At 59.7% G+C, this 18,881-nt stretch carries 20 protein-coding genes; 10 read left to right on the forward strand and 10 right to left on the reverse strand.

Annotated features, from left to right (window positions below; translation table 11 throughout):
• Positions 1-4 precede the first annotated feature (4 nt).
• Genes WN72_RS32665 through WN72_RS32695 form a run of 7 tightly spaced genes read right to left on the reverse strand, consistent with a single transcriptional unit; the run spans position 5 to position 8,010 of the window.
• Complete coding sequence (locus tag WN72_RS32665; protein WP_092213157.1) at positions 5-1,165, reverse strand: glycosyltransferase family 4 protein; 1,161 nt, start codon at positions 1,163-1,165, stop codon at positions 5-7.
• Entirely contained in the window at positions 1,162-2,091 is a 930-nt protein-coding gene (locus WN72_RS32670) for an NAD-dependent epimerase/dehydratase family protein (RefSeq protein ID WP_092213155.1), read from the reverse strand. Before WN72_RS32670 ends, WN72_RS32665 begins: the two co-directional genes overlap by 4 nt.
• A gap of 15 nt (positions 2,092-2,106) precedes the next feature.
• Positions 2,107-2,670, reverse strand: coding sequence for an acyltransferase (locus WN72_RS32675; RefSeq protein WP_092213153.1), 564 nt, complete (start codon positions 2,668-2,670; stop codon positions 2,107-2,109).
• Positions 2,667-3,521: a methyltransferase domain-containing protein gene (locus WN72_RS32680; protein ID WP_092213151.1), complete on the reverse strand. Its 855-nt coding sequence runs from the start codon at positions 3,519-3,521 to the stop codon at positions 2,667-2,669. The genes WN72_RS32675 and WN72_RS32680 overlap by 4 nt, the downstream gene beginning before the upstream one ends.
• Positions 3,522-3,529: 8 nt before the next feature.
• The gene (locus tag WN72_RS32685) at positions 3,530-4,618 is read right to left on the reverse strand and encodes a glycosyltransferase family protein (RefSeq protein ID WP_092213762.1); all 1,089 of its coding nucleotides are present in this window, start codon (positions 4,616-4,618) and stop codon (positions 3,530-3,532) included.
• A 3-nt stretch (positions 4,619-4,621) separates the two neighbouring features.
• Positions 4,622-6,460: an asparagine synthase (glutamine-hydrolyzing) gene (gene asnB, locus WN72_RS32690; RefSeq protein WP_092213149.1), complete on the reverse strand. Its 1,839-nt coding sequence runs from the start codon at positions 6,458-6,460 to the stop codon at positions 4,622-4,624.
• Positions 6,461-6,462: 2 nt separating this feature from the next.
• On the reverse strand, positions 6,463-8,010 hold the full coding sequence (locus WN72_RS32695) for a lipopolysaccharide biosynthesis protein (RefSeq protein WP_092213147.1): 1,548 nt from the start codon (positions 8,008-8,010) through the stop codon (positions 6,463-6,465).
• A gap of 921 nt (positions 8,011-8,931) precedes the next feature.
• Here WN72_RS32695 and WN72_RS32700 point away from each other — a divergent pair.
• Both WN72_RS32700 and WN72_RS47120 read left to right on the forward strand, forming a co-directional pair.
• Complete coding sequence (locus tag WN72_RS32700; protein WP_143130538.1) at positions 8,932-9,318, forward strand: hypothetical protein; 387 nt, start codon at positions 8,932-8,934, stop codon at positions 9,316-9,318.
• 3 nt (positions 9,319-9,321) lie between these two features.
• Positions 9,322-9,444 (forward strand): hypothetical protein, encoded by a 123-nt coding sequence (locus WN72_RS47120; protein WP_430640360.1) that lies wholly within the window; start codon positions 9,322-9,324, stop codon positions 9,442-9,444.
• A gap of 436 nt (positions 9,445-9,880) precedes the next feature.
• Here the strand turns inward: WN72_RS47120 and WN72_RS47125 are convergent, their stop codons facing one another.
• Positions 9,881-10,105 (reverse strand): transposase, encoded by a 225-nt coding sequence (locus WN72_RS47125; protein WP_244553691.1) that lies wholly within the window; start codon positions 10,103-10,105, stop codon positions 9,881-9,883.
• A 46-nt stretch (positions 10,106-10,151) separates the two neighbouring features.
• Between WN72_RS47125 and WN72_RS47995 the strand changes: the two genes are divergently transcribed.
• Positions 10,152-10,517, forward strand: a complete 366-nt coding sequence (locus tag WN72_RS47995) for a hypothetical protein (protein WP_244553667.1) — start codon at positions 10,152-10,154, stop codon at positions 10,515-10,517.
• A gap of 233 nt (positions 10,518-10,750) precedes the next feature.
• The gene (locus tag WN72_RS32710; protein WP_143130537.1) at positions 10,751-11,263 is read left to right on the forward strand and encodes a hypothetical protein; all 513 of its coding nucleotides are present in this window, start codon (positions 10,751-10,753) and stop codon (positions 11,261-11,263) included.
• Between the two features lie 77 nt (positions 11,264-11,340).
• Here the strand turns inward: WN72_RS32710 and WN72_RS32715 are convergent, their stop codons facing one another.
• Complete coding sequence (locus WN72_RS32715) at positions 11,341-11,547, reverse strand: hypothetical protein (protein WP_092213143.1); 207 nt, start codon at positions 11,545-11,547, stop codon at positions 11,341-11,343.
• Between the two features lie 488 nt (positions 11,548-12,035).
• Between WN72_RS32715 and WN72_RS32720 the strand changes: the two genes are divergently transcribed.
• On the forward strand, positions 12,036-12,218 hold the full coding sequence (locus WN72_RS32720; protein ID WP_092213141.1) for a hypothetical protein: 183 nt from the start codon (positions 12,036-12,038) through the stop codon (positions 12,216-12,218).
• Between the two features lie 269 nt (positions 12,219-12,487).
• Here WN72_RS32720 and WN72_RS32725 read toward each other — a convergent pair whose 3' ends face one another.
• A complete protein-coding gene (locus tag WN72_RS32725) occupies positions 12,488-12,661 on the reverse strand; it encodes a hypothetical protein (protein ID WP_167380637.1) in 174 nt (57 codons plus the stop codon).
• A gap of 1,206 nt (positions 12,662-13,867) precedes the next feature.
• Here WN72_RS32725 and WN72_RS32735 point away from each other — a divergent pair.
• From WN72_RS32735 to WN72_RS32755, 5 genes are all read left to right on the forward strand, one after another.
• Positions 13,868-14,173 carry a hypothetical protein gene (locus tag WN72_RS32735; RefSeq protein ID WP_092213139.1) on the forward strand — a complete coding sequence of 102 codons (306 nt, stop codon included), beginning with the start codon at positions 13,868-13,870 and terminating at the stop codon, positions 14,171-14,173.
• Positions 14,174-14,372: 199 nt separating this feature from the next.
• The gene (locus WN72_RS32740; protein ID WP_092213137.1) at positions 14,373-14,585 is read left to right on the forward strand and encodes a hypothetical protein; all 213 of its coding nucleotides are present in this window, start codon (positions 14,373-14,375) and stop codon (positions 14,583-14,585) included.
• A 1,120-nt stretch (positions 14,586-15,705) separates the two neighbouring features.
• Positions 15,706-16,026, forward strand: coding sequence for a hypothetical protein (locus WN72_RS32745; protein ID WP_092213132.1), 321 nt, complete (start codon positions 15,706-15,708; stop codon positions 16,024-16,026).
• Positions 16,027-16,597: 571 nt separating this feature from the next.
• On the forward strand, positions 16,598-17,182 hold the full coding sequence (locus tag WN72_RS32750) for an ATP-dependent DNA ligase (RefSeq protein ID WP_092213130.1): 585 nt from the start codon (positions 16,598-16,600) through the stop codon (positions 17,180-17,182).
• A 544-nt stretch (positions 17,183-17,726) separates the two neighbouring features.
• Positions 17,727-18,620 (forward strand): acyltransferase family protein, encoded by an 894-nt coding sequence (locus WN72_RS32755; protein ID WP_244553690.1) that lies wholly within the window; start codon positions 17,727-17,729, stop codon positions 18,618-18,620.
• Positions 18,621-18,881: the final 261 nt, after the last annotated feature.

Consider the following 18,881-nt stretch of genomic DNA (forward strand, 5'->3'; position numbering starts at 1 on the left):
TTCTTCAGCCCGCGAGGGTTCGTCGCAACGCGTCCGAAAAACTTGCCGCGAATGCGCGGACGCTATCATCCTGATATGGAACAATGCTTCGCACCGGCGCCGCGTTATTCATCTTCGAGACCTCCATCAGGTGGTCGGCCAGCAAGACCGGATCATCGATGCCGAAATAGCGGGCGGCACCTGAGCTCTGCTCTCGGTGCACGTCGATATCCGACAGGATCATCGGGACGCCGAACGATTTCGCCTCCTCGACGGTTGTGCTCCAACCCTCGAAGCGCGATGGGTTGATCAATGCGGTCGAAGCCCGCAGCAGCGCGTAGACGTGCGGCAACGGGATCACGCCGAGGTGACGGAAGTGGGTTTCGAGGCCGCGTTTTTTGATCTCGGAATTAATCAGATCATAGTAGCCCGGCTCGCGCCGATCTTCCGTGCTGCCGGACGCGCAAACGAGGACGTCGACCCCGCGACCTTTTAGGATCCCCAACGCATCGATGACCAGCTGGTGGTTCTTGTGGCGATAGAACTGGTTGGGCAGATAGAAATAGTTCGGCGGCAGATGATACGTCGCGATCACTTCCAGCGGGTCCGTTTTCAGGAACGCGTCCGGAGGCCGGGTCGCAAAGCGCACCACGCTGATCCGATTCCTGGCACGCGGATAGTAAGCCCTGAAATCGCGCAACGCGCTCTCGCTGCTCAGCATGATGGTTCGCCCCGATGCGATCTGAACGCGGAAGCCAATCTCGCGGCGCCAGCGTGCGGTCGTTGGAAACACCTGCGGCAGGGAACGGTGTTGCAGATCCGGAATCCATGCCACTGTCGGGATCGGCAGCCGCCAGCCGAAGAAGCGTGCCGCTTCGACGACAACATCGACGCGCGCGGAGTGAAACGCCGCCGCGGCTCCGCGGTCCAGACCAAACCCGAGCGCCGCAGCCAAGCCGGGCTGTCCATCGAACGCCTCCGATCGGACGACTTCGACGTCTGATACTGCGGCAAGCTCCGCGAGCTCACTCGCATCGGCACTCTTCCCTGCAAAGACGACCGGAACAAATTCGCCGGGCAGAAAATGGGCGAGCGCCGCGAACAGATTGCGCTGATAATTGAACCCGCCGGCCCAAATCCGCCGCGAAATGTGACCAAACGCGAACCGCAATGGGTGGGGCGTCACGAATGCCGCCCCTTGAACCAGGCCACGTAATCGGCAAGGCCCTGATCGAGCGAAATGCGCCAATCGAACCCGATCTGGCGCAGCATTGCATCATCCGCCAACAGGCTGATGGGATCTCCGGGCCGGCTTACGCCGGAGTGTCGCACGACGGTGCTGCTGCCCCAGCGCCGGACGAGGGCGGTCGCGACGTCGGCGACGCTCGTCCCGCGGCCCGAACCGCCATTGATGACTCGGCAGTTTCCCTGCGACGCCGGTTCCACAACGCTTGCAAGCAGCCTCGCGACATCGCGAACGTCGGTCCAGTCGCGAATCTCGCTGCCCACACCGCCAAGCGTGAGCACCTGTTCCTTGGCCTGCAACCGCGAGCAGATGTCCCAGAGCAGCTGTTTGCGCAAATTGGGCCCATAGACCGAGAACAGCCGAACGATCGTGCAGCGGAGACCAAACGATTGCGCGTAGCTTCGGCACAATTGCTCCATCATGAACTTGTGCTGCCCATAGGGCGACATCGGAGTTGCGATGGCGCTTTCGGCGATCGGGCCGACATGGTCGGCCCCATAGACCGCCGCACTCGACGCCGCGATCACGGCGCAGTCTCGTGCTGATCCGCGCAGCCATTCGAGCAGCCGTGCGGTGCTCGCGACCGTCCGCGAGAAATCCTCGAACGGGCGTTCGATGGAGATGCCGACCGATGATCCGCCGGCCAGATGATAGACGTGCGTCGGCAGCCCGTGCGCAGCCGCAAGCGCGTTGAGATTGGCCGCATCGATCTCACCGTTGATCCAGCTCTGCAAGCCAAGCCGTCGGGCTTCCGTTGCGTCAAGCGCACCGTGTCCGACGCCATGCACGGCATGGCCTGCGCCCGCCAACTGATGCACGAGGTGGCGGCCGATGAACCCGTTCGCGCCTGTAATCCAGACGATCATGGTGACCTAACCAAACTAAGTTTCACGGACTGACCTTACAATTCGCGCGGGGTTTCCGGCGACAATCGTGTCCTCGGCGACGTCACCGGTGACGACCGAACCAGCCGCCACAATCGCGCGGGCGCCGATCTGAACTCCTCGCATCAGGAAAACCCCGGCCCCGATCCAGGCATCGTCGTTGATCTCGACAGGACGCTCATCGAGATTCAGTTGGCGCGGATGACCTTTGGTAAACATCTCCTGGATTTGCCGGTGGCGCGCCACGTGGTCCACCGGATGGGTCAGATTGTCGAAGACGTTCACATCGTGCGCGATCAACACCCGGTCTCCAATGCGCACCGACCCGGCGGACCATATTCGGGAATTCTCCCCGACATAACACCACGAACCGATTTCGATCCGCCCGCCATGGGCAAACGTCAAAAGCTCACCGCGGATAACGCTGTTCTCACCGATGACGATGCAATCACAGTCACCTCGAATATTACGAATGCGTGCAGTCGGCATCAGCCTGGCGTGGGGCCCAAGACGACAAGTTGCGCGTCCCAGCATCCTTTGCAGCCAGTAGTCCAGATTCATCTGATCAACTCGATGCAGGCAATGGCGCGTGCGCAGCCAGCCTTGTCGTCGAGCCGGCCGCGCCCGCTATGCGGATCAAAAGCAGTCGCATTCGCAACGTCAGCCTCCGTTACTCGGCGCCAGCCCGTCTTCTCGTAGCCGAAGAATTCGAGCTCGTAGGATGAGGGCGCAAAAGCGTCGATCAGGGCCTGGATCATGCCCCGGTCGAAAACCTGAAACCAGTCGAAATTCTCATATCGCCCATATGGCACCGTGATCAGGCAACGTCCGCCAGGAGCGATGATCCGCCGAAACTCCCGCATCGCATCGGCAAAGCCATCCGTGTTGTCTTCTGATTTAGCCGGATCATCGGTGTAGAGCATTGTGTTGTCCAGCCCGACATGCTCCAGAGTGGATATGCTTATGATGGTGTCGAAGGAGCCGTCCTCGAACCTCGTCTTGCGAAAATCCCCGAATACGTAGGAGTAGCCCTGATACCAGTAGCACCGCTTTTCCGGCGCCAACGTCATGATCGTGAGGTCTGCCTTGCGCAGCGGTTCGCGGCCGAGAATGTACTCGTGATTCAATGTCGATCCCGCATCAAGCATTCGACCCAGCTGGACACCATCGCGGCGCAACCGATCGAACAACCATGGATATTCGACGACCCTCTCATCGATGCCGATGCCAAATGCCTCCGACAGGGGGCGCCCCCGTCGGACTGCGGCCGCGTCGATCGCTATCCGAATGGCGCTCTTCTTGCGTGTAAAATAACCAACTGACCACGGGCGACGTCCTCTCGCAAAGTAGATAGGCAATGCAAGCGCGTCAGCCATCTCCTTAATTCTGAAAACTACACCGTCGACGTGCATGCCTGCTCCTAGATGTGCTCCAAGAGGTTTTCAAATAGGGCCCACTGGCGCTCTTTGCTATACAAATCTCCAACCACTCGTCGTCCCCGCTCGGCTTTCACCTTCATCTCATCCCAGTTCTGCAGGCAATTCTCGATCTGGGCGATGCAGTCGTTGCCCGCCTCGTAGGTCACAATGGTCTGCCCTGGATCCATCCCGTCCGGATAGTTGCCCGCATCCGACACGAGCAGCGCCCCGCACCCCATCGCCTCGAAGCACCGCATATTGCCGCGATCGTTGCCGGACATATCGATTGCGCCGTTGAGCACGATCTTCGCTGATCCGAACAGCTGGTAGAGGTCCCTGCCGAACAGCGGCTGCCGTGCGATTCGGGCGATGACGTCGGGACGACGATGCTTGCGCAGCGGCAGCAACCGACCGACGGCGCTTTCGGCAAGCCGCGTCAGCCGCGACGCATCGAGGCAGAACACCAGCTTGCGATCGGCCGCCAGGGCTGCGACCTGTTCGAGGGTCTTACCCCGCGCGCCATGATGCCGCGAATATCCACCGATGAACGCCACGTCGATCGGCCGTTCGCCACGACCGTACTGCTCCATGACAGGATCGACCGCGGGGAAGAAGAGCTCCGCCCGGCAGCCCTTGCCACGCCAGGACTCCAGGATTGAGGGGAAATTTCCAAGCACCGCACCATAGGCGGTCAGATCGGCATTGCCGGAGGGCGCCGCCCGCCAGCACAGCGTCTTCGTCACGCATCCGGGCAGCTTGGCAACGAACGCACTAGGATAGCGGACCGGATCGAGATTATAGAACACTTCGGTTCCATGATGCTCGATCTGCGCGAGCAGGATGGCCTCGAGCGTTGGGGTGCCCTTCATGCCCTGCTCGCGCGCCCATTGGCGCTGCAGTACTTTGTCGTCGCCATTGGTGAAGAAGGCTTCGGGTGCGCCGTCGAGCACGGGCTCGAGAATATGCGCCGCACCAAAGCGATCCTGCAGGGACGCGTCGCGACGCGCCGCGAAGGTCGACGCTTTTGCCGCGAGCTGATTCAGCCGCGGCAGATAGGACGGATAGAGACCGCTATTTTGGAACAGACGCATCAATTACGCGGTCCTTGCCAACATCCATTTCATATTGAGGTATGGCCAGATCCGGCCGACGGATTGCCAATCCCAGTTCTGCGACGCAGTCAGGCGGCCGACCACCGTTCGCAGCGGCGCTTCGTCGACGAACTCGGCAAATGCCGGCACATTCCGATCGAGCAGCTCCGCAGTCCAGCCGGCCAGCGGTCCGTTCAGCCATTCCGGCATCGGCGAGTTGAACCCGACCTTGCGGCGCGCGGTGCGGATGCTTTCGGGCATCAGGTTGGCCATCGCCTGCCGCGCCACCACCTTGGTCATCCCGTCAGCCGATTTGCTCGCCTCCGGCAAAGCCATCGCATAGGTCACCAGCCGCCAGTCCATGAATGGCATGCGAACCTCGATCCCGTGCGCCATCGAAAGCCGATCGAAATTGCGCAAAATGGTGGGCAGCGTGGTCGAGTGGAACATGCGATAGAGGCGCCGGTTCAGCGCGCCCCACACGCTCGGTAACTCGTCGCCTTCGGCGACCAGTGGCAGCGGTGCAGGCACAGCGTTCAGGCCTCCGCGCAGGAAGTAATGTCCCTGGCGCTTGATCATCTGCGCGCGCAAGAAATCGATGCCGCGCTGTGCCAGCTGCGACCGTGACGTGAGCGCGGCTGCCGCGTTCCGGATACGAAATGCAGTTGACTGCCCCTCCTGCAGATAGGCGCCCATCAATTCGTCCGCCCCGTGGCCGTCGAGCGACACGGTGACGTTCTGGCGCCGGAGCTCGCGATAGATCAGCCACGGCGCGCTCGGCAGCCCGATATAGACGTCGTCGTTATCATCGAGGATCCGGTCGATGTCGGTGAGCGCGTCGGAGCGCCCGATCTCGAGAAAGCTCGGCGCCACATCGGCCCACGCGGCCGCTTGTTCCGCCATCGGCCGCTCGTCGTTTCTGGCGCCGGGAAAGGTCGCGACAAAGGCATGCCGCCAGGCGGTGCTGTCACGCGGTCCCATGCCGGCCTTCGCATGTGTCGCCATCGCGCAGATCACCGCGGAGGAGTCAAAGCCGCCGGATAGACAGGTCCCGATCGGAACGTCGCTACGCATGCGCAGGGCGACGGAATCCTGGAACAATTCGCGAAAGCGCGCGGCGCGTTCGCCTTCGGTATCCGGGATCGCGGGCAGATGATCCACGGTCCGCCACCAACGGCGCACCTGCACACGCCCCTGGCGCAGCCACATGCAATGACCGCCCTGCAGCCGACGGAGCTGCGCGAAAAGGGTCCGTTCGCTGCCTTCGATGCCGAACGGATCAAGCAACAGCCGCCGCGCCACGTCGACGTCGAGCGACGTCTCGACCAGTCCGCTCCGCGCCAGCGACCGCTGCTCGGAGGCGAACACGAACCGCTCTGACGACAGCGCGTACAGCATGGGCTTGATGCCGAAACGATCGCGCGCAAGAAACAGATCGTCCGTGACCGTGTCGTAGATCGCCAGCGCCCACATGCCGTTGAACCGCAGTAGCATGTCCTCGCCCCACGCCTGCCAGGCGGCAAGGATCACTTCGGTGTCGGACTGGCTGCGGAAGACCGCGCCCTTTGCTTCAAGTTCGGGACGCAATTCAAGGAAGTTGTAGATCTCGCCATTATAGACGATCACGTGGCGGCCATCGCCCGACACCATCGGCTGATAGCCCCCCTCGCCGGGATCGATGATGGCGAGACGGCGATGGCCGAACGCGACGTTTCGCTTCGTGTTGTACCAGGTGCCCTCACCGAACGGACCGCGATGCGCGATCAGGCTGGTGAGCCGCGAGATGTCGGCCGGCGCCACCGGAGCGCCGCGCAGATTGACGATGCCTGCGATACCACACATGTCTACGCGGCCTTGAAGGGCAGGAAGCAAGTAATGATGACGCGGAGATCCCGCCAGCAGACGGCGCGATAAGGACCCAACTGCGACATAGCAACGGCGGCGACAAAGATTGCCGTCGCCGACACGCCGTAAAGCGACACAACATACCACCAAGACGGCGCGTGGTCGAATGACACAGGGCTGAGCTGAGAGCGCAGCGCCAGCCCCACGGCTACTCCCGTGCCGAGCGGAATCAGGACGAAATGCACCATCCGCGACCACATCGTGGAAAGCCTGAAGCTCCGCCGCAACAGCAGCACGGTGGTCACCATCTGCGCGACCATTCCGACGCAGGAACTCCAACCGGCTGCCTGCCAGCCGAGATAGGGCAACGCGATGGCGCTGGTCGCCAGCGTGAAGATTCCAGTGACCAGCGAGATCACCGCATTGGAACTGGAGCGCCCCTGCGACAGCAGATAGAACGCAAACACGTTGGCGCTGGACCCGAATATTCCACTCATCGAGAGCACTACCAGCACCAGCTGAGCCTCGGCGGCGACCTCGGCGCCGGTCCATCGATGCAGCAATGCGCCAGCGACCGGGATCAGGCCGCCAAGCGCACTCGCGGCAAGCACATTGAGGATCCACGATGAGCGAAGCAGCAGGTCGACCTTGCGATCGTCACCCTCTTTTTGCAACGTGCTGAAGAACGGGAACAAGATCTCGCCGATCTTCAGCACGCCGATATAGACCGCCTCCTCCAACCGCTGCGCGACGCTGTAGAAGCCGACGAATTGCGGCTGCAGCAGCGCGCCGAGCAGGTAGCGGTCCGCCTGTCCAGCAAACAGCGCGCCGCCCTGGGCTGCGACCTGCCAGCCACCAAGCTTGAACAATGCGTGCAGCGCGCTGCGATCAAGCGCAGGCGGCGCCAGCCAGTCACTGATCGCACGCCGCGACCAGCCGATGGCCATCAGCAGATTGGTCGCGAAGCCCAAGGCCTGACAGCCCAGGAAGGTCGAGGCGCGCGGCGCATATGGTATCAGCAGCAGCATCGACATTGTCGTCACCACCGTGCCCGTGATGCTGATCGAGGCGATCCGTCGATAGTCCTGACGCGCGGTGAATAGCGAGAGGAACACCGCAAGCACGCACTGGCACAACCAGCCGGCACCGGCTAATCCGAAGGCAAGCCCGAGGTCATCGGCGGCCGGACCACCAAGATGAAATCCCAGCCGCGCGAGCGGCGCGCCCGTAAGGCCGAGTAAAGCTGCGATCGGGCTGCCCAGGACGATGGCGAGCCCGAGGGCGGTCGCGAAAAACCGGCGCGCCTCGTCGCGATCGGTTGGTCCCAGCCTTTGCGCGAACTCGCGCGCCGTCGAGAGACCAAGTGCATTGCTGAACATCAGCGCCGGTGCGACACAGGCCGTCACGAGGCCGGCGACACCGAACGCGGCGAGGCCTAGCCGGAAAATCACGAACGGGAGAATCGCGAGATTGAGCAGCACCGCGACCGCGAAGGCCGTCGCGTTCCACGCCGAGTTACCGAGCAGCTGGGATGGACCTTTTTTCACGCCATTCCCGCCCTCAATCCATCTACGATACACCCTCAAGTGCCTCTTCCATAACGGCAAAACCCATTCGGCATGGTGACGGGCTAGCAGTCCGCGGCGTGATTGTCGAGACTTGCCGGTGCAGCCACGACTAGTCTGGCAAATCAGCCAAGGCCGAGAGCCGACTTCCGCGGAACTTGGTTGTCGGTCTTCGAAGCTGTCCGTCGCAACTCGGAAAGGCCCGTCTAGGTATCAAGCAAATAGGCAGAAGCCCAAGTTGGCCTGTTGTTAGGAGGTATCATAGTCCTCATCGAACTAGACTGCTACTTAGAGCAGCCGCTAATGCCCAAGGACCCTAGGCCGCTCTCCTCAGCTCCCCCCGCGAGCCGAACGATATGCAGACTTGTGCTTGGCTTTGCGGCCCAGTGTTACTGATCAAGCAGGCGATTACGCAAAGACTGTACGAGGGACAGCCCCTCGTTCTTCCCGTCCACTCGGTGGAAGGAGATAAGCCGATAGATAGGCACGCTCTGTCGCATGCTGTCCGCCGTCTTCGGCTGAAGCGGAAAATGGCCGAATGGTCCCCCCGCGATGCGCGCGGGTCAGTCACGGCCTGGGCAAGGGCTATAGATGTCACGCGCGACACGACGGAAGCGCTCACACATCATGCCATCGTGCGCCGCGGGGAAGACTTGCGACCGGTGCGACATGCAGCTGCCTGTCCTGCTCTTCTGGCTCGCGCCATCGCGCTTATGCCAATAGAAATAGCCAAGAACCGGGTGTCACAGGGGATTAACGCTGAACGCGGCGCCGGCGAGATTTCCTGACGCGAGATTGCTCAACCTGAGGTCACCACTAACGTCTAATTTGTTGGCAACAATCGTTTTTGTATTTAAAATCCTGATTCTGAACTTATAATTGCAGCTCGGGGATCGGAAAAAAATGGCTTCATTTAAGCCGCTGATGCCGTTTCTATGGGTATATGTTCTAGGCTTCCTGATCACAGCTGGGCATTTCTATCGCCGCCACCAGAGACGCTTGGGGCTACGGCAAGCCGTATGCGTGCTCCTGTGGCCAGTTTGGTGCCTGCTTGAATACAGCGTTCAAGAAATTTTTGATGCCGTTTCAGACACGACAATGGGAACGGACGCACGCGCTGCTGTTTCTTTCGGGGTTTGTCTATTTGCCGCAGGCCACTTCTTATCTTCGAACTGGGAAGCGTGTAGCGGCGGAGCAGCGTGCCTCGGCGTGCTCTTGAAGAGTTCAGCCATGATCTTCCCGCCGGTCGGCGCGGCGTACTTGACTTGGCTTGTCTCGCAACTTGCATAGAAGATGGCTACTCGCCGCGCGTTGCCTCACAAGCTGGAGCTGTCGATCAACCTCAAGACTGCGAAAGCGCTTGACGTCGCGGTGCCGCCGGAGCTGCTCGCCCGCGCTGACGAGGTGATCGAGTGAGTGGCTAGTGCCCGCTTCTGACCCTGGCTGTTCTCTAATTCCGGGCGTGAGGTCAAGCTCTCTTTGAACGTCCTTGCCGGATCCATGGTTCTATCCGCGGTAGGGGCGCGCCCTCCGCATGATGGCGTAAGATGATGTTGGCGGATCAATGTGTGAAGCGCGCTTTGTCCTTTCGAGCACCGCAAAGCCAGGGGCGATCTCACCAACGCCAGCGTCCCGGCAGGGACGTTCGCTCCCGCTGTTCGGCGGGAACTCTCCTTTATGCAGGCTGATCAGCAGCATCCCTTGATGACCATTTAAATTCGGTACCATCGATCCACATCCAATGCAGAATGACAGCAAGTTTTCGGGCAACCGCAACCTTCTTTGCGAAGGCCGCTTCGTTTCGCAAGCCGAATGCCCCACGCTTTGAGTGCTGACCATTTTGCTACGCGTGTCAGCACATTGGCCGCCTCGTAGAGGTTACTTCGCAGCATCTTATGGCCGCATTTCGAGATTCGCCCGTCCAGTCAATCTCCCCGGATGCGTATCGGCGAGTCGTTAGCCCTGCGTAGGCTCCGACGCTTCGTGACCTCTTGAAGCGAGCGGGGTCATCGATCGTCGCAAGGAAGCAAAGGCCGTGACCGGGCCGACGCCAGGAGCCGCCGTCGCACCTGAGCATTGTTGCGAGCCAGCCGCAGCACCTTGCGGTCAAGGTCCGCAATCTGTTGTTCGACGGCTTCGCGTGCCTTCAGCAATGGATCTACCGCGGCAAAAAGCTCGACCGATCCTCGGCCAACTGCGCAGCGCGCACAGCAAGTACATTCATATTTGCTCGTCCGATGACAAGCCCAAAGATTCTAGAGGAGCCGCCGGACTTGATTTTCGATATCCCGCTTGGTCTTGACGAGCAGAGCTCGACTGACAAGAAGGGCTTTGGTCGCATGATTTTCGAGATCCTTGACGCAAACCTCCTTGTACCAACCACATTGCATGATGCGCGCTTTCTCAGCAGCGTCATTTCGGTCGCTCTTGTTGATCTGCATCTTCAGAGCCGCCTTCGCAGGCCTGGCGTCAATGCAGATAACGGGTAACCCGATGTTATTCAGCTCGGTCCATAGCCACGTCGACGTTGCTCCGGTCTCGAGTCCAATCCGAACGACGTGTGACACGTGCAATTTGATGAACGTCGCGATCGCCTCCGGGTCAGACGTAACCACCCCTTCGCGCTCGACCTTTCCTGTCCGATCGACGATTCAGATCGAAGTCAGTTTCAGTGACACGTCTAATCCAACATAGTGCTCCATTGCCTCTCGCCGAACGGAATGTGCAGCAGGTGTATTGGGAGTTGGAAAAGGACCCGGCGGTGAAGGGCGTGGGAGCAACTCCAAAGCCGGGCTCCAAACCAGCCGTGATTGTGCAGAGGTCCGAATTTCCGCGATACACCACCCTGCTCGAAGAAGAGTCTGTTGTTGAAAAGCGCACGCGCGAAGAACCCGAGCGAGTCACACTAATAAGTCCGGTGCTTTTGCCGGGCGAAAGTCGCTGGCGCTTCTCGTTCCACGAGGGAGAGTTCGGAGCCCCAATCAAAGACGAAGTGTTCTTAAGCGATGTGCTTCAAGGTCGGCATCCGATCGTCATGCGCACGGGTATAGAAATGGATGTGATACTCCAGACCAAGGAGGATAAAGAGAATGGCGTATGGGTGGTCGAGGAAAGGAACGTGTTGTGTGTTGAAGGTGATCAATACGTCGCCAGCCCCAAAGCAGGAGGTGCTAGAGCTTCCGAAAGCGGCGATAAAGCCCGACAACGACCAGGGCGAGGATTAGTAACCCGGTAAACCATGCGACCGGCCTACCCAGGTGATCTTGCAAATAACTCAGCAGGAACACGTCGCGGCGCCCGCGATAGCGAGCTCTAAAGCTTGAGCATCTTGTTCACGAGGAGCGCCATGACCTTTTTCCAATACCAAAACTGGGTTAAGTGTTCCGCAATATTTGCGTCCAGCGCCGCCCTCACGCCGCCACCCGTCTCGCCGCAGCCTAAGCCAGTACCCGCCTTGCTTTGGCATCCTTGACTGCCGCAACCACCTTCGTTGATAGCATCGTCGTGCTGCTGAGCCATCGCCGCCCTGATGAGCGCAATCGTCTTCTCGCTCGCGTCACCCTATCGACCTGCTGTGGCTGAGCATTGCCGCGATTTAACTGGCCATTCGAGCCAAGGCAGGCGAATGGGTCGCGATCACCACTACTCAAGGCCTCCTCGTCGATCATGCCGGACATCGAAATCACCGACGAGTGCCGCGCCCTAATCGAGAGTTCGGTAGAACCAATACCCGAAGAGGCGAAACAGCGACTACCCAACGGTAAGCTGGCGGGTCCCGGTTGACGCGAAGACGCTACATTGGCTGGAGAAGTTGCAACGCAATGGGGAAACGATCTCCGACTGCATCATCCGGATCGTCATCATCAGCCTCCACAAGCGCGGTCCGCAATAACGCGGGACGAAAGTCGATGGGCGGGTTCTCCCCCTCACCGGCTTACCAACCGGCAGGTTTGCGCGCACTGCGCCATGTGTTAAACGGCGACCATCAACGTTGATGGAGTCACCTAGTGGCTAAGAAGACTAAGAAACCTGTCCGCCGCGAATGGACGAAAGAAGACATCAAAGAATTGAAGGCGCACTCGAAGGCTCGGACTCCGGTCATGAAACTCGCCAAGATGACTAAGCGCACCGAGGGCGCGCTACGTCAGAAAGCATTGACTTTGGGCATCGGCCTCGGCCATCAGCGGTGATCGAGCCCGTTCGCCAGATTTCGATATCGGGACGACATGAATCTGACGCGATCGCATGCAGGCTGTTGTGTTGCGAGGCGGCGGCTCGCGCGTGGAGGTTGAGGGCTCGCTATAGCCAGCCCCGGCGAGTTCTCCCTTTCCTCCATCCGTCAGTAGCCCTGACGTAGACGCAACATTTTCCAAGGTGTGGCATCGACGACATTGCGACTCGGCATAGTCGGGATAGGCTACTTCTGCCGGGGCTGGATCCCATATTTCACCTACACATTTTAACCCGGCCGGCCGCGGTGGCTTGCCACTGCGGCCTTTTGATGCGCGACGGTCCACTCACCATCGATCTTCCACCAGACTTTGCGGGTAGATGGTTGATAGGCGAGCCAGCCTTTTGCGTCCGGTGGCGGCGCGGCTAGGTCGGGCGGAAGGTTGTGAAGCTCAATCTTCATTGTTCATCCACGTGCCTACGCCTACCTCACGCAGCCAATTTCCGCCCAACGACAGCTTCATCCCACTGATGAATGATGCGCGTGGAAATGCTGCCGGCTGCGATTGTCGTCAATTGCGCGAAGCCTCCGACGAATGCGCCAGTGTCAGCCGCCCGTTGCGCCTCCAAGAACGCAAGGCCGTCAACCGCGGGATCTAGCTCATCAGCAGTTCGGCCGTTCGCGATCTCGATGACGCGGCGATGAACTGCTTTGTTGGTGGGCGTGACGGAAAGTCCCTCAAGATCTATAATGCTTCAAGCCTTGCCGTACCGGTCATGCGAAGGCGCTATGTAGGCCTCTAGTTGCCCCTGGCCGTTGATGCCGGCGATTACGACCTCAATATATGGTCCCGCCGTACATTGTTCGAGCAATTGCTCGTACGCCACCGCGCACGCCTTAAGCAGCTCCGGCATAATCTTCTTCAATTTATCGAATGAGGGCGCAGCGGCGCTGATTTCCTCACAGATCGGTGCCCAGCCGAGATACGCGCCGCATCGCCACCGCGCACTTTAGGTGCGGCATCGGCCGCACCTTTGGTCCGACGCCGACCAAAGTTCCGTATAGTTGGTAAATCGCTCCGTCCGTGAGAACGGACGCCGATTTCGACTGAAGTAAAACATTGATAGCAGACAACTATTTCTCCAAGACGTCGATATTGAAATTGCCGCCCAGGCCAACGCCAGCTCCAAGCGCGTATGCACCGAAGTGGCCTGCCGCGAAGGCCGGGCCAAGCAGCCCGGATGCGGCGATGCTCGTGTTGGTGTAGTTTGCGGCAGCTGCTGGCCGGATGGACAAGGACCTGGAAACCGAGGGCAAGATCGATAAGGCCAAGGGATCCGCCCACAACGCCGCAGGAGATATCAAGGATGCAACGCGGGATGCCGCGGACGCCCTCAAGAAATAGCAGAGGACGAAATCCAAAACAGGCCGCCTGCTGGCGGCCTTTTTCTTTCTGCTGGTCTGTGGCAGAGCTTAGACGGCGCCTTAGCTCGTGAGCCTTTTGATCGCGAGAACGAGCGCAGCTTGGAACGAAGAGCAGGATTGAACGCGCACCAGCGTGACCGGCGGCTATAGGGCTCTAGCTGGATGATATGCGTCAAGACCACACCTAGGCTGCTGAATTTTTTTATGACTTGTTTTCGCGCGATGTGAGTTTATCTCCGCGCCATGGATCTCACCAATACTCAGGATTACGCAATACAGGCAAAGTTAGCCGGTGTAATAGGCGCGACTGTATTCTATCGGGTGTTCGCTGGCGTCAGATTCGCCGAAGTCGACGGACCGCTCTTGTACGTCTATGCGAAGGACGAAAGCACCGCTGCGGAGATTGAGGATGACTTCGCTTTGGTGATTGCTGACTTAGCTACAGAGATCTTGAAACAGGTGATTGAGGTCGTCGTCGTGCTGCCCAAAACGCCACGCATGCCAGAGGGCTTCCTGGTCGAACTCGACAAGGATGGCTGGCGGCAGTGAGGGCGCAAGACGCTGGGTCCGGGCTTCCACGACTATCTTCGAGGCCGCCGGCAAGCGCGGAGTTTTGAATATGCCCGGAGCTGGACGCCTTCGATCGTGCCCAGCGACGGCTTGGCTTCGTTACCCAACCGCGGTTGAAAGCGACTACATGAGCCTTCTGGCGAGCACCTGAACAGCAGTGATTGCATGGAGCGCGGCGATGTCGAAGGCCATGGAGCTAATTGTCGCTGGCTACGTGAAGGTGCGAGATCGGCGAGCTCTGACGGAGTTGCTGGCTCATCGCCGTGAGATGCTCGCTCAATTGCAAGCCGTTTCGGGCGTCACCACAGAGAAAGCGGTTATAGCAATCCAAGATGAAGTGGCGCTGATCGAAGCTGGCCTCAAAGAGCTTGCGCCTCCGCCCGGCGGATAACGAGTAGAGTACACAGAAAATCGATCTGAAACCCGTCCCTACCGCATGGCTATCGTCCCTGGATCGCGTCTGCTCATTTCGTCGCTGTAGGGCATAGTGAGGCGCTGATCCGCGGTGCGGCCCTGCGGCCGGCGCCGCGACGTTCCGCATGACCAAGGCCCCACGCCATCTGCCTACCTCGGGAACCCGACGGCGTGAATCGGGGGCGATGGTCTGGCCATGTCACGCCTTTTCGGTAATAGTCTCACTGGGGCATCAGTGAGCAGTGCCATGTTCCGTTTTTCTGAAGGGTTGCGATCTTGGAACTGGGCATTTTGGGCGGCGCTGTTGGGCCTTGGTGCCTATGGCTTCTTCCAACTGCCGATGTAGCCCGCTAACGTGAGTCTGCAGGAGCTTGCCCCTTGGTTAATAGTCATAGGGGCCTCGCTGGTCGTCCTCGGCATCATCGGTGTGCTCGTCCGCCGAAAGCAGGAGGAAGAATCAGATGGGGTGCCGGACAAGCCAGTCCAGACACCCAAGGCGCAGATGCCGCCCTTGCCGCAACTTCTCGACTCGAGAGGTAAGAACGGCGTGCCCGAGTGATGGTGCGTGAGGCCCGCCGCATGAACCGGCGGGCGGTTCGCGATAACCGAAGCCCGCGTCCTAACGCCGTGCTCTCTCGCGCGCCGCAGTTAGATCGGCCTTTATCTGCGCAGTGTTTGGAGGCTCTCGACTGGGGGGCGGCTCGTTGAGGTCCCGCGCCCATGGTGCGCCTGAACGAACCGCCGACGTCGCTTGGTCGGAACTCACGCAAGCAGAGATGAGAAGCGCAGCAAGGGTCATCAACCCCGCCCACGTGACCGCCTGGATGATGCCCATTTTCATCCAATGGATACACCCGAATCGACCCCGAGATCATAGCCAGAGATTGGGCAAATTCCAGGAAGTAAGCACGCCATCGTTGACCGGCGGGTTCTGCCCTTACCGCATCGACCGACGGGCATGTGCTGCCAGTCGCCGCCGGCTGTCTGTCCTCGGCGATCGGCCTTTCCACACCCACGATGGGCAGTAGCTCGCCGGCCTTCCGAGCCGCTAGGAATTGATAATTTGCGAGTACTTACGGTGCAGCTTTGATGGCGGCATGCCTCGCCCAATCCGACGCCACACTCCTACGCACGCCGACGGCCGGCCACTCACGATCACGTTCGGCGAGATGCGCGAGATGGGGCTGCGCGATATGCTGGTCTACTGCCATTGCGGGCACCACGTTGCGCTGAGCGCCGATCGCTGGCCTGATGATGTTCGGTTGTCTGATATCGAGCCGCGGTTCGTCTGCAAAGGCTGCGGTGCTCGCGGCGCCGACATTCGCCCTGACTTCGAGCGTGGTGATGGACGACTTGCAATCGTGGACCACTGGAACTTGCGATCCACTCAGATCGAGGTCAAAGGTGCAAACCGATAATAAACCGGATGGCGAAGAAGGAGCCAACGGCGACAACAACCGTGGCACTAATCGCAAACAGGACTCTCCAAGTTTCGTCCAATCGACGCCTCGCACAGAAACGGCGCCCGTGGTGGCCTCAGCATCGGGCCGGGGGGCATGATGATGCTGAGGCCTCCGGACAGGCTCGTGCCTCGTGGGACAGAGGCCATCACCGCGAGACAGAAGCACATTTCCTATCTGCAGTTCCTGCGCTTGCCCACTATTCCCGGATGTTTGTCCAAAATTCCCACAGAAAAGGCCGCAGGCGCCGCTCTGGTACGACCCCTGCGGCCGGCGCCGCGACGTTCCGCACGATCGGCGCGGCACGTCATATTCCTAGCATAAGAGGCCGCCGACGCGCGCCCTGTTCATAGCTTCGCGGCCACCAAAAACAGCGGCCCCAGCAGAGGGTCGGCTGCTGGGGCCGTTTGGGGTCCCGCTCCGACTTCAGGGGGCTTTAGGGGCGCCGGAGCAAGGAGATAATTTGCATCTTTGCCACTTGTTCCCGACTCGTAGCTCCGCCGAAAATATTATCTCCCGCCCCATGCGTATGGTGTACGAGCTCTGCCTGGCCACCGCAGCCAAGCAAGTGCCTTCAGGGCCGGACTGGATCCACGAAGTGAAGCACGACGGCTACCGGATGTTGGTCATTCGGGAGGACGCCCACGTGCGCCTGCTCTCTCGCAATGGCACCGACTGGACGAAGCGCTACCCCTGGATTGCAGGGACAGCGTTGAAGAACCGGCAGAAGCAGTTTGTGATCGATGGTGAGGCCGTCATCCTCGGCGTGGACGGCATCAGCGACTTCAACGCGCTGCACAGCCGGCAGCACGACCACGAGATGCAGCTTTATGCCTTCGATATCCTCGCGATGGGCGGGAAGGATCTGCGGTCCCTCCCGCTCCACCGGCGCAAGGCAAATCTGCAGCAGCTATTGGCCCGGCGGCCAGGTGGGATCAGCGTGGCGCCCTTCGAGCGCGGCGAGATCGGCCCCGATCTATTCCGGGCTGCCTGCCGTCTGGGACTAGAAGGCCTGGTTTCCAAACATCGCGACAAACCGTATCGTGGTGGTCGGCAGAAGCACTGGATCAAGATCAAAAACCGAAGCCATCCGGCGATGGACCGCGAACTATAATCGGAGGAAGGTCTCTATGACTTGGTACGTGAAAGTACGTGGTGCAGATAAGACCGTAGCTTCAATCCTTAAGGATGTCTGGAACTAAGCGGTCGCTGACGTCGCTGAGTTTCGCAAAACTGGCCGTGAAGCGTGGATCGAAGATACGAATGGGCGCGTTCTTGACGAGACCACTGGCAAAGTGAAATCCTAAGACGAACGCGCACCAGCGTGACCGGCGGCCTCGCTTCCGAACAAGCCTTTTCCCAGTCCACAGTCCCGCTGTCGACACGCCCCCCTGCTCTTCGGGCCCGTGCCCATCGTGCTTAGCCGTTAGCATTCGGCAAGAACTGGCGATTCTCCGCGGAGTTGCTCGATCCGAGGTTGTGGTGGTAAATCCGTCGTATGGGCAGGGAACGGCTTCTCTACTCGGACTCGATTCGTGGGCTGGCGGCGCTAATTGTCGTAACCTCGCACCTATCGTTTACCGATCAAGCACTCTCGTTCATCGATACAAACGGCCTGAAACTCTTCAGAGCCTCCGGCGGCCGTTGACTTGTTCTTTGTGCTCAGCGGTTTTGTGCTCTACAAGCAGATCCAGACTGAATGGCCGGGCTATCTTTCATTTGTGTTTCGACGCGCCATTAGGCTGTTCCCGCCATGCATAGTTGCCGTGACAGCTTCGTATCTGATCTACTTGTTTTGGGCACCAGCACCAGCTCCAAACCTATCGGCATGGTTCAACGACACGTCTTGGCCGGCAGGCATCACCCCAGACCAGTATTTTCAGCATCTCCCGCTGACGGGCGAGGACGCCTTGCTCAGACCAGTATGGAGTCTGGTCTATGAGTGGCGAGTCTCGCTACTCATCGCTGCATTCATACTCTCGCCGGCCGTCTTTTCGTCCCTAGTATTTGGCGCCGCCATCTTCCTTGCAAAGACTAGCTCTTGGCAAACCGCCGACTATGCGTGGCTCCTCATGACGACGTTCTATGCGTCGTTTTTTCTCGCGGGAATCGCACTTTCTCATTTCATAGAGGAGGTGAGCGCCTTTCTGACCGACAAGCCATACCTGCGATATGGCTTACTCGCGCTTGTGATCTACTATACCGATTTTCGATCGCAACAATCCGGACTAATCGGGCTTGTCTATGTCGGACTTGCAGCGGCTGGTTTGATCGCGGTCCGCATTTCAGACCGGAATGTACAGAGGGCCCTTGAATGGCGTCCCCTGCTCTCTCTCGGAAAGATCTCCTATTCTCTCTACCTTTGGCACATGATCGTGATTGGCGTGCTGTTTCGAGTGCTCAACGGCCTACCGCCACTGCTTATTGGCGCCCTCTGTATGCTTTGCAGCGTCGCCATCGCGGCGGTGATGTACAGATTAACCGAACTTCCATTCGTGAGACTTGGCAGACTTTACTGCGCAAAATGCTATCAGCCCAATGTTGCCGCGTGATGCGAGTCAGCACGTGAATCGGAGAGTGCGGCCTTAACGAGGGCGGATTCATTCAGGAGTCTGCTGAGCCGGAGTGTCGGGAGCCGCCCCACCGGCAATCGAGTTGTAATGAAATTCTTAGACACCGCCTGTCTGACGTGACTCCTTCGACCTGAGCATCTGCAACATTGATCAATTTCCACTCCTTGGTATAGAAGCGCTTTCCATGAGACTCGCGGTCCCCTGGGCTTTAGCGGTTATATTTTCGTGGCGTTCGGAGCC

It is taken from the genome of Bradyrhizobium arachidis (assembly GCF_015291705.1).
GTDB classification, from domain to species: domain Bacteria; phylum Pseudomonadota; class Alphaproteobacteria; order Rhizobiales; family Xanthobacteraceae; genus Bradyrhizobium; species Bradyrhizobium arachidis.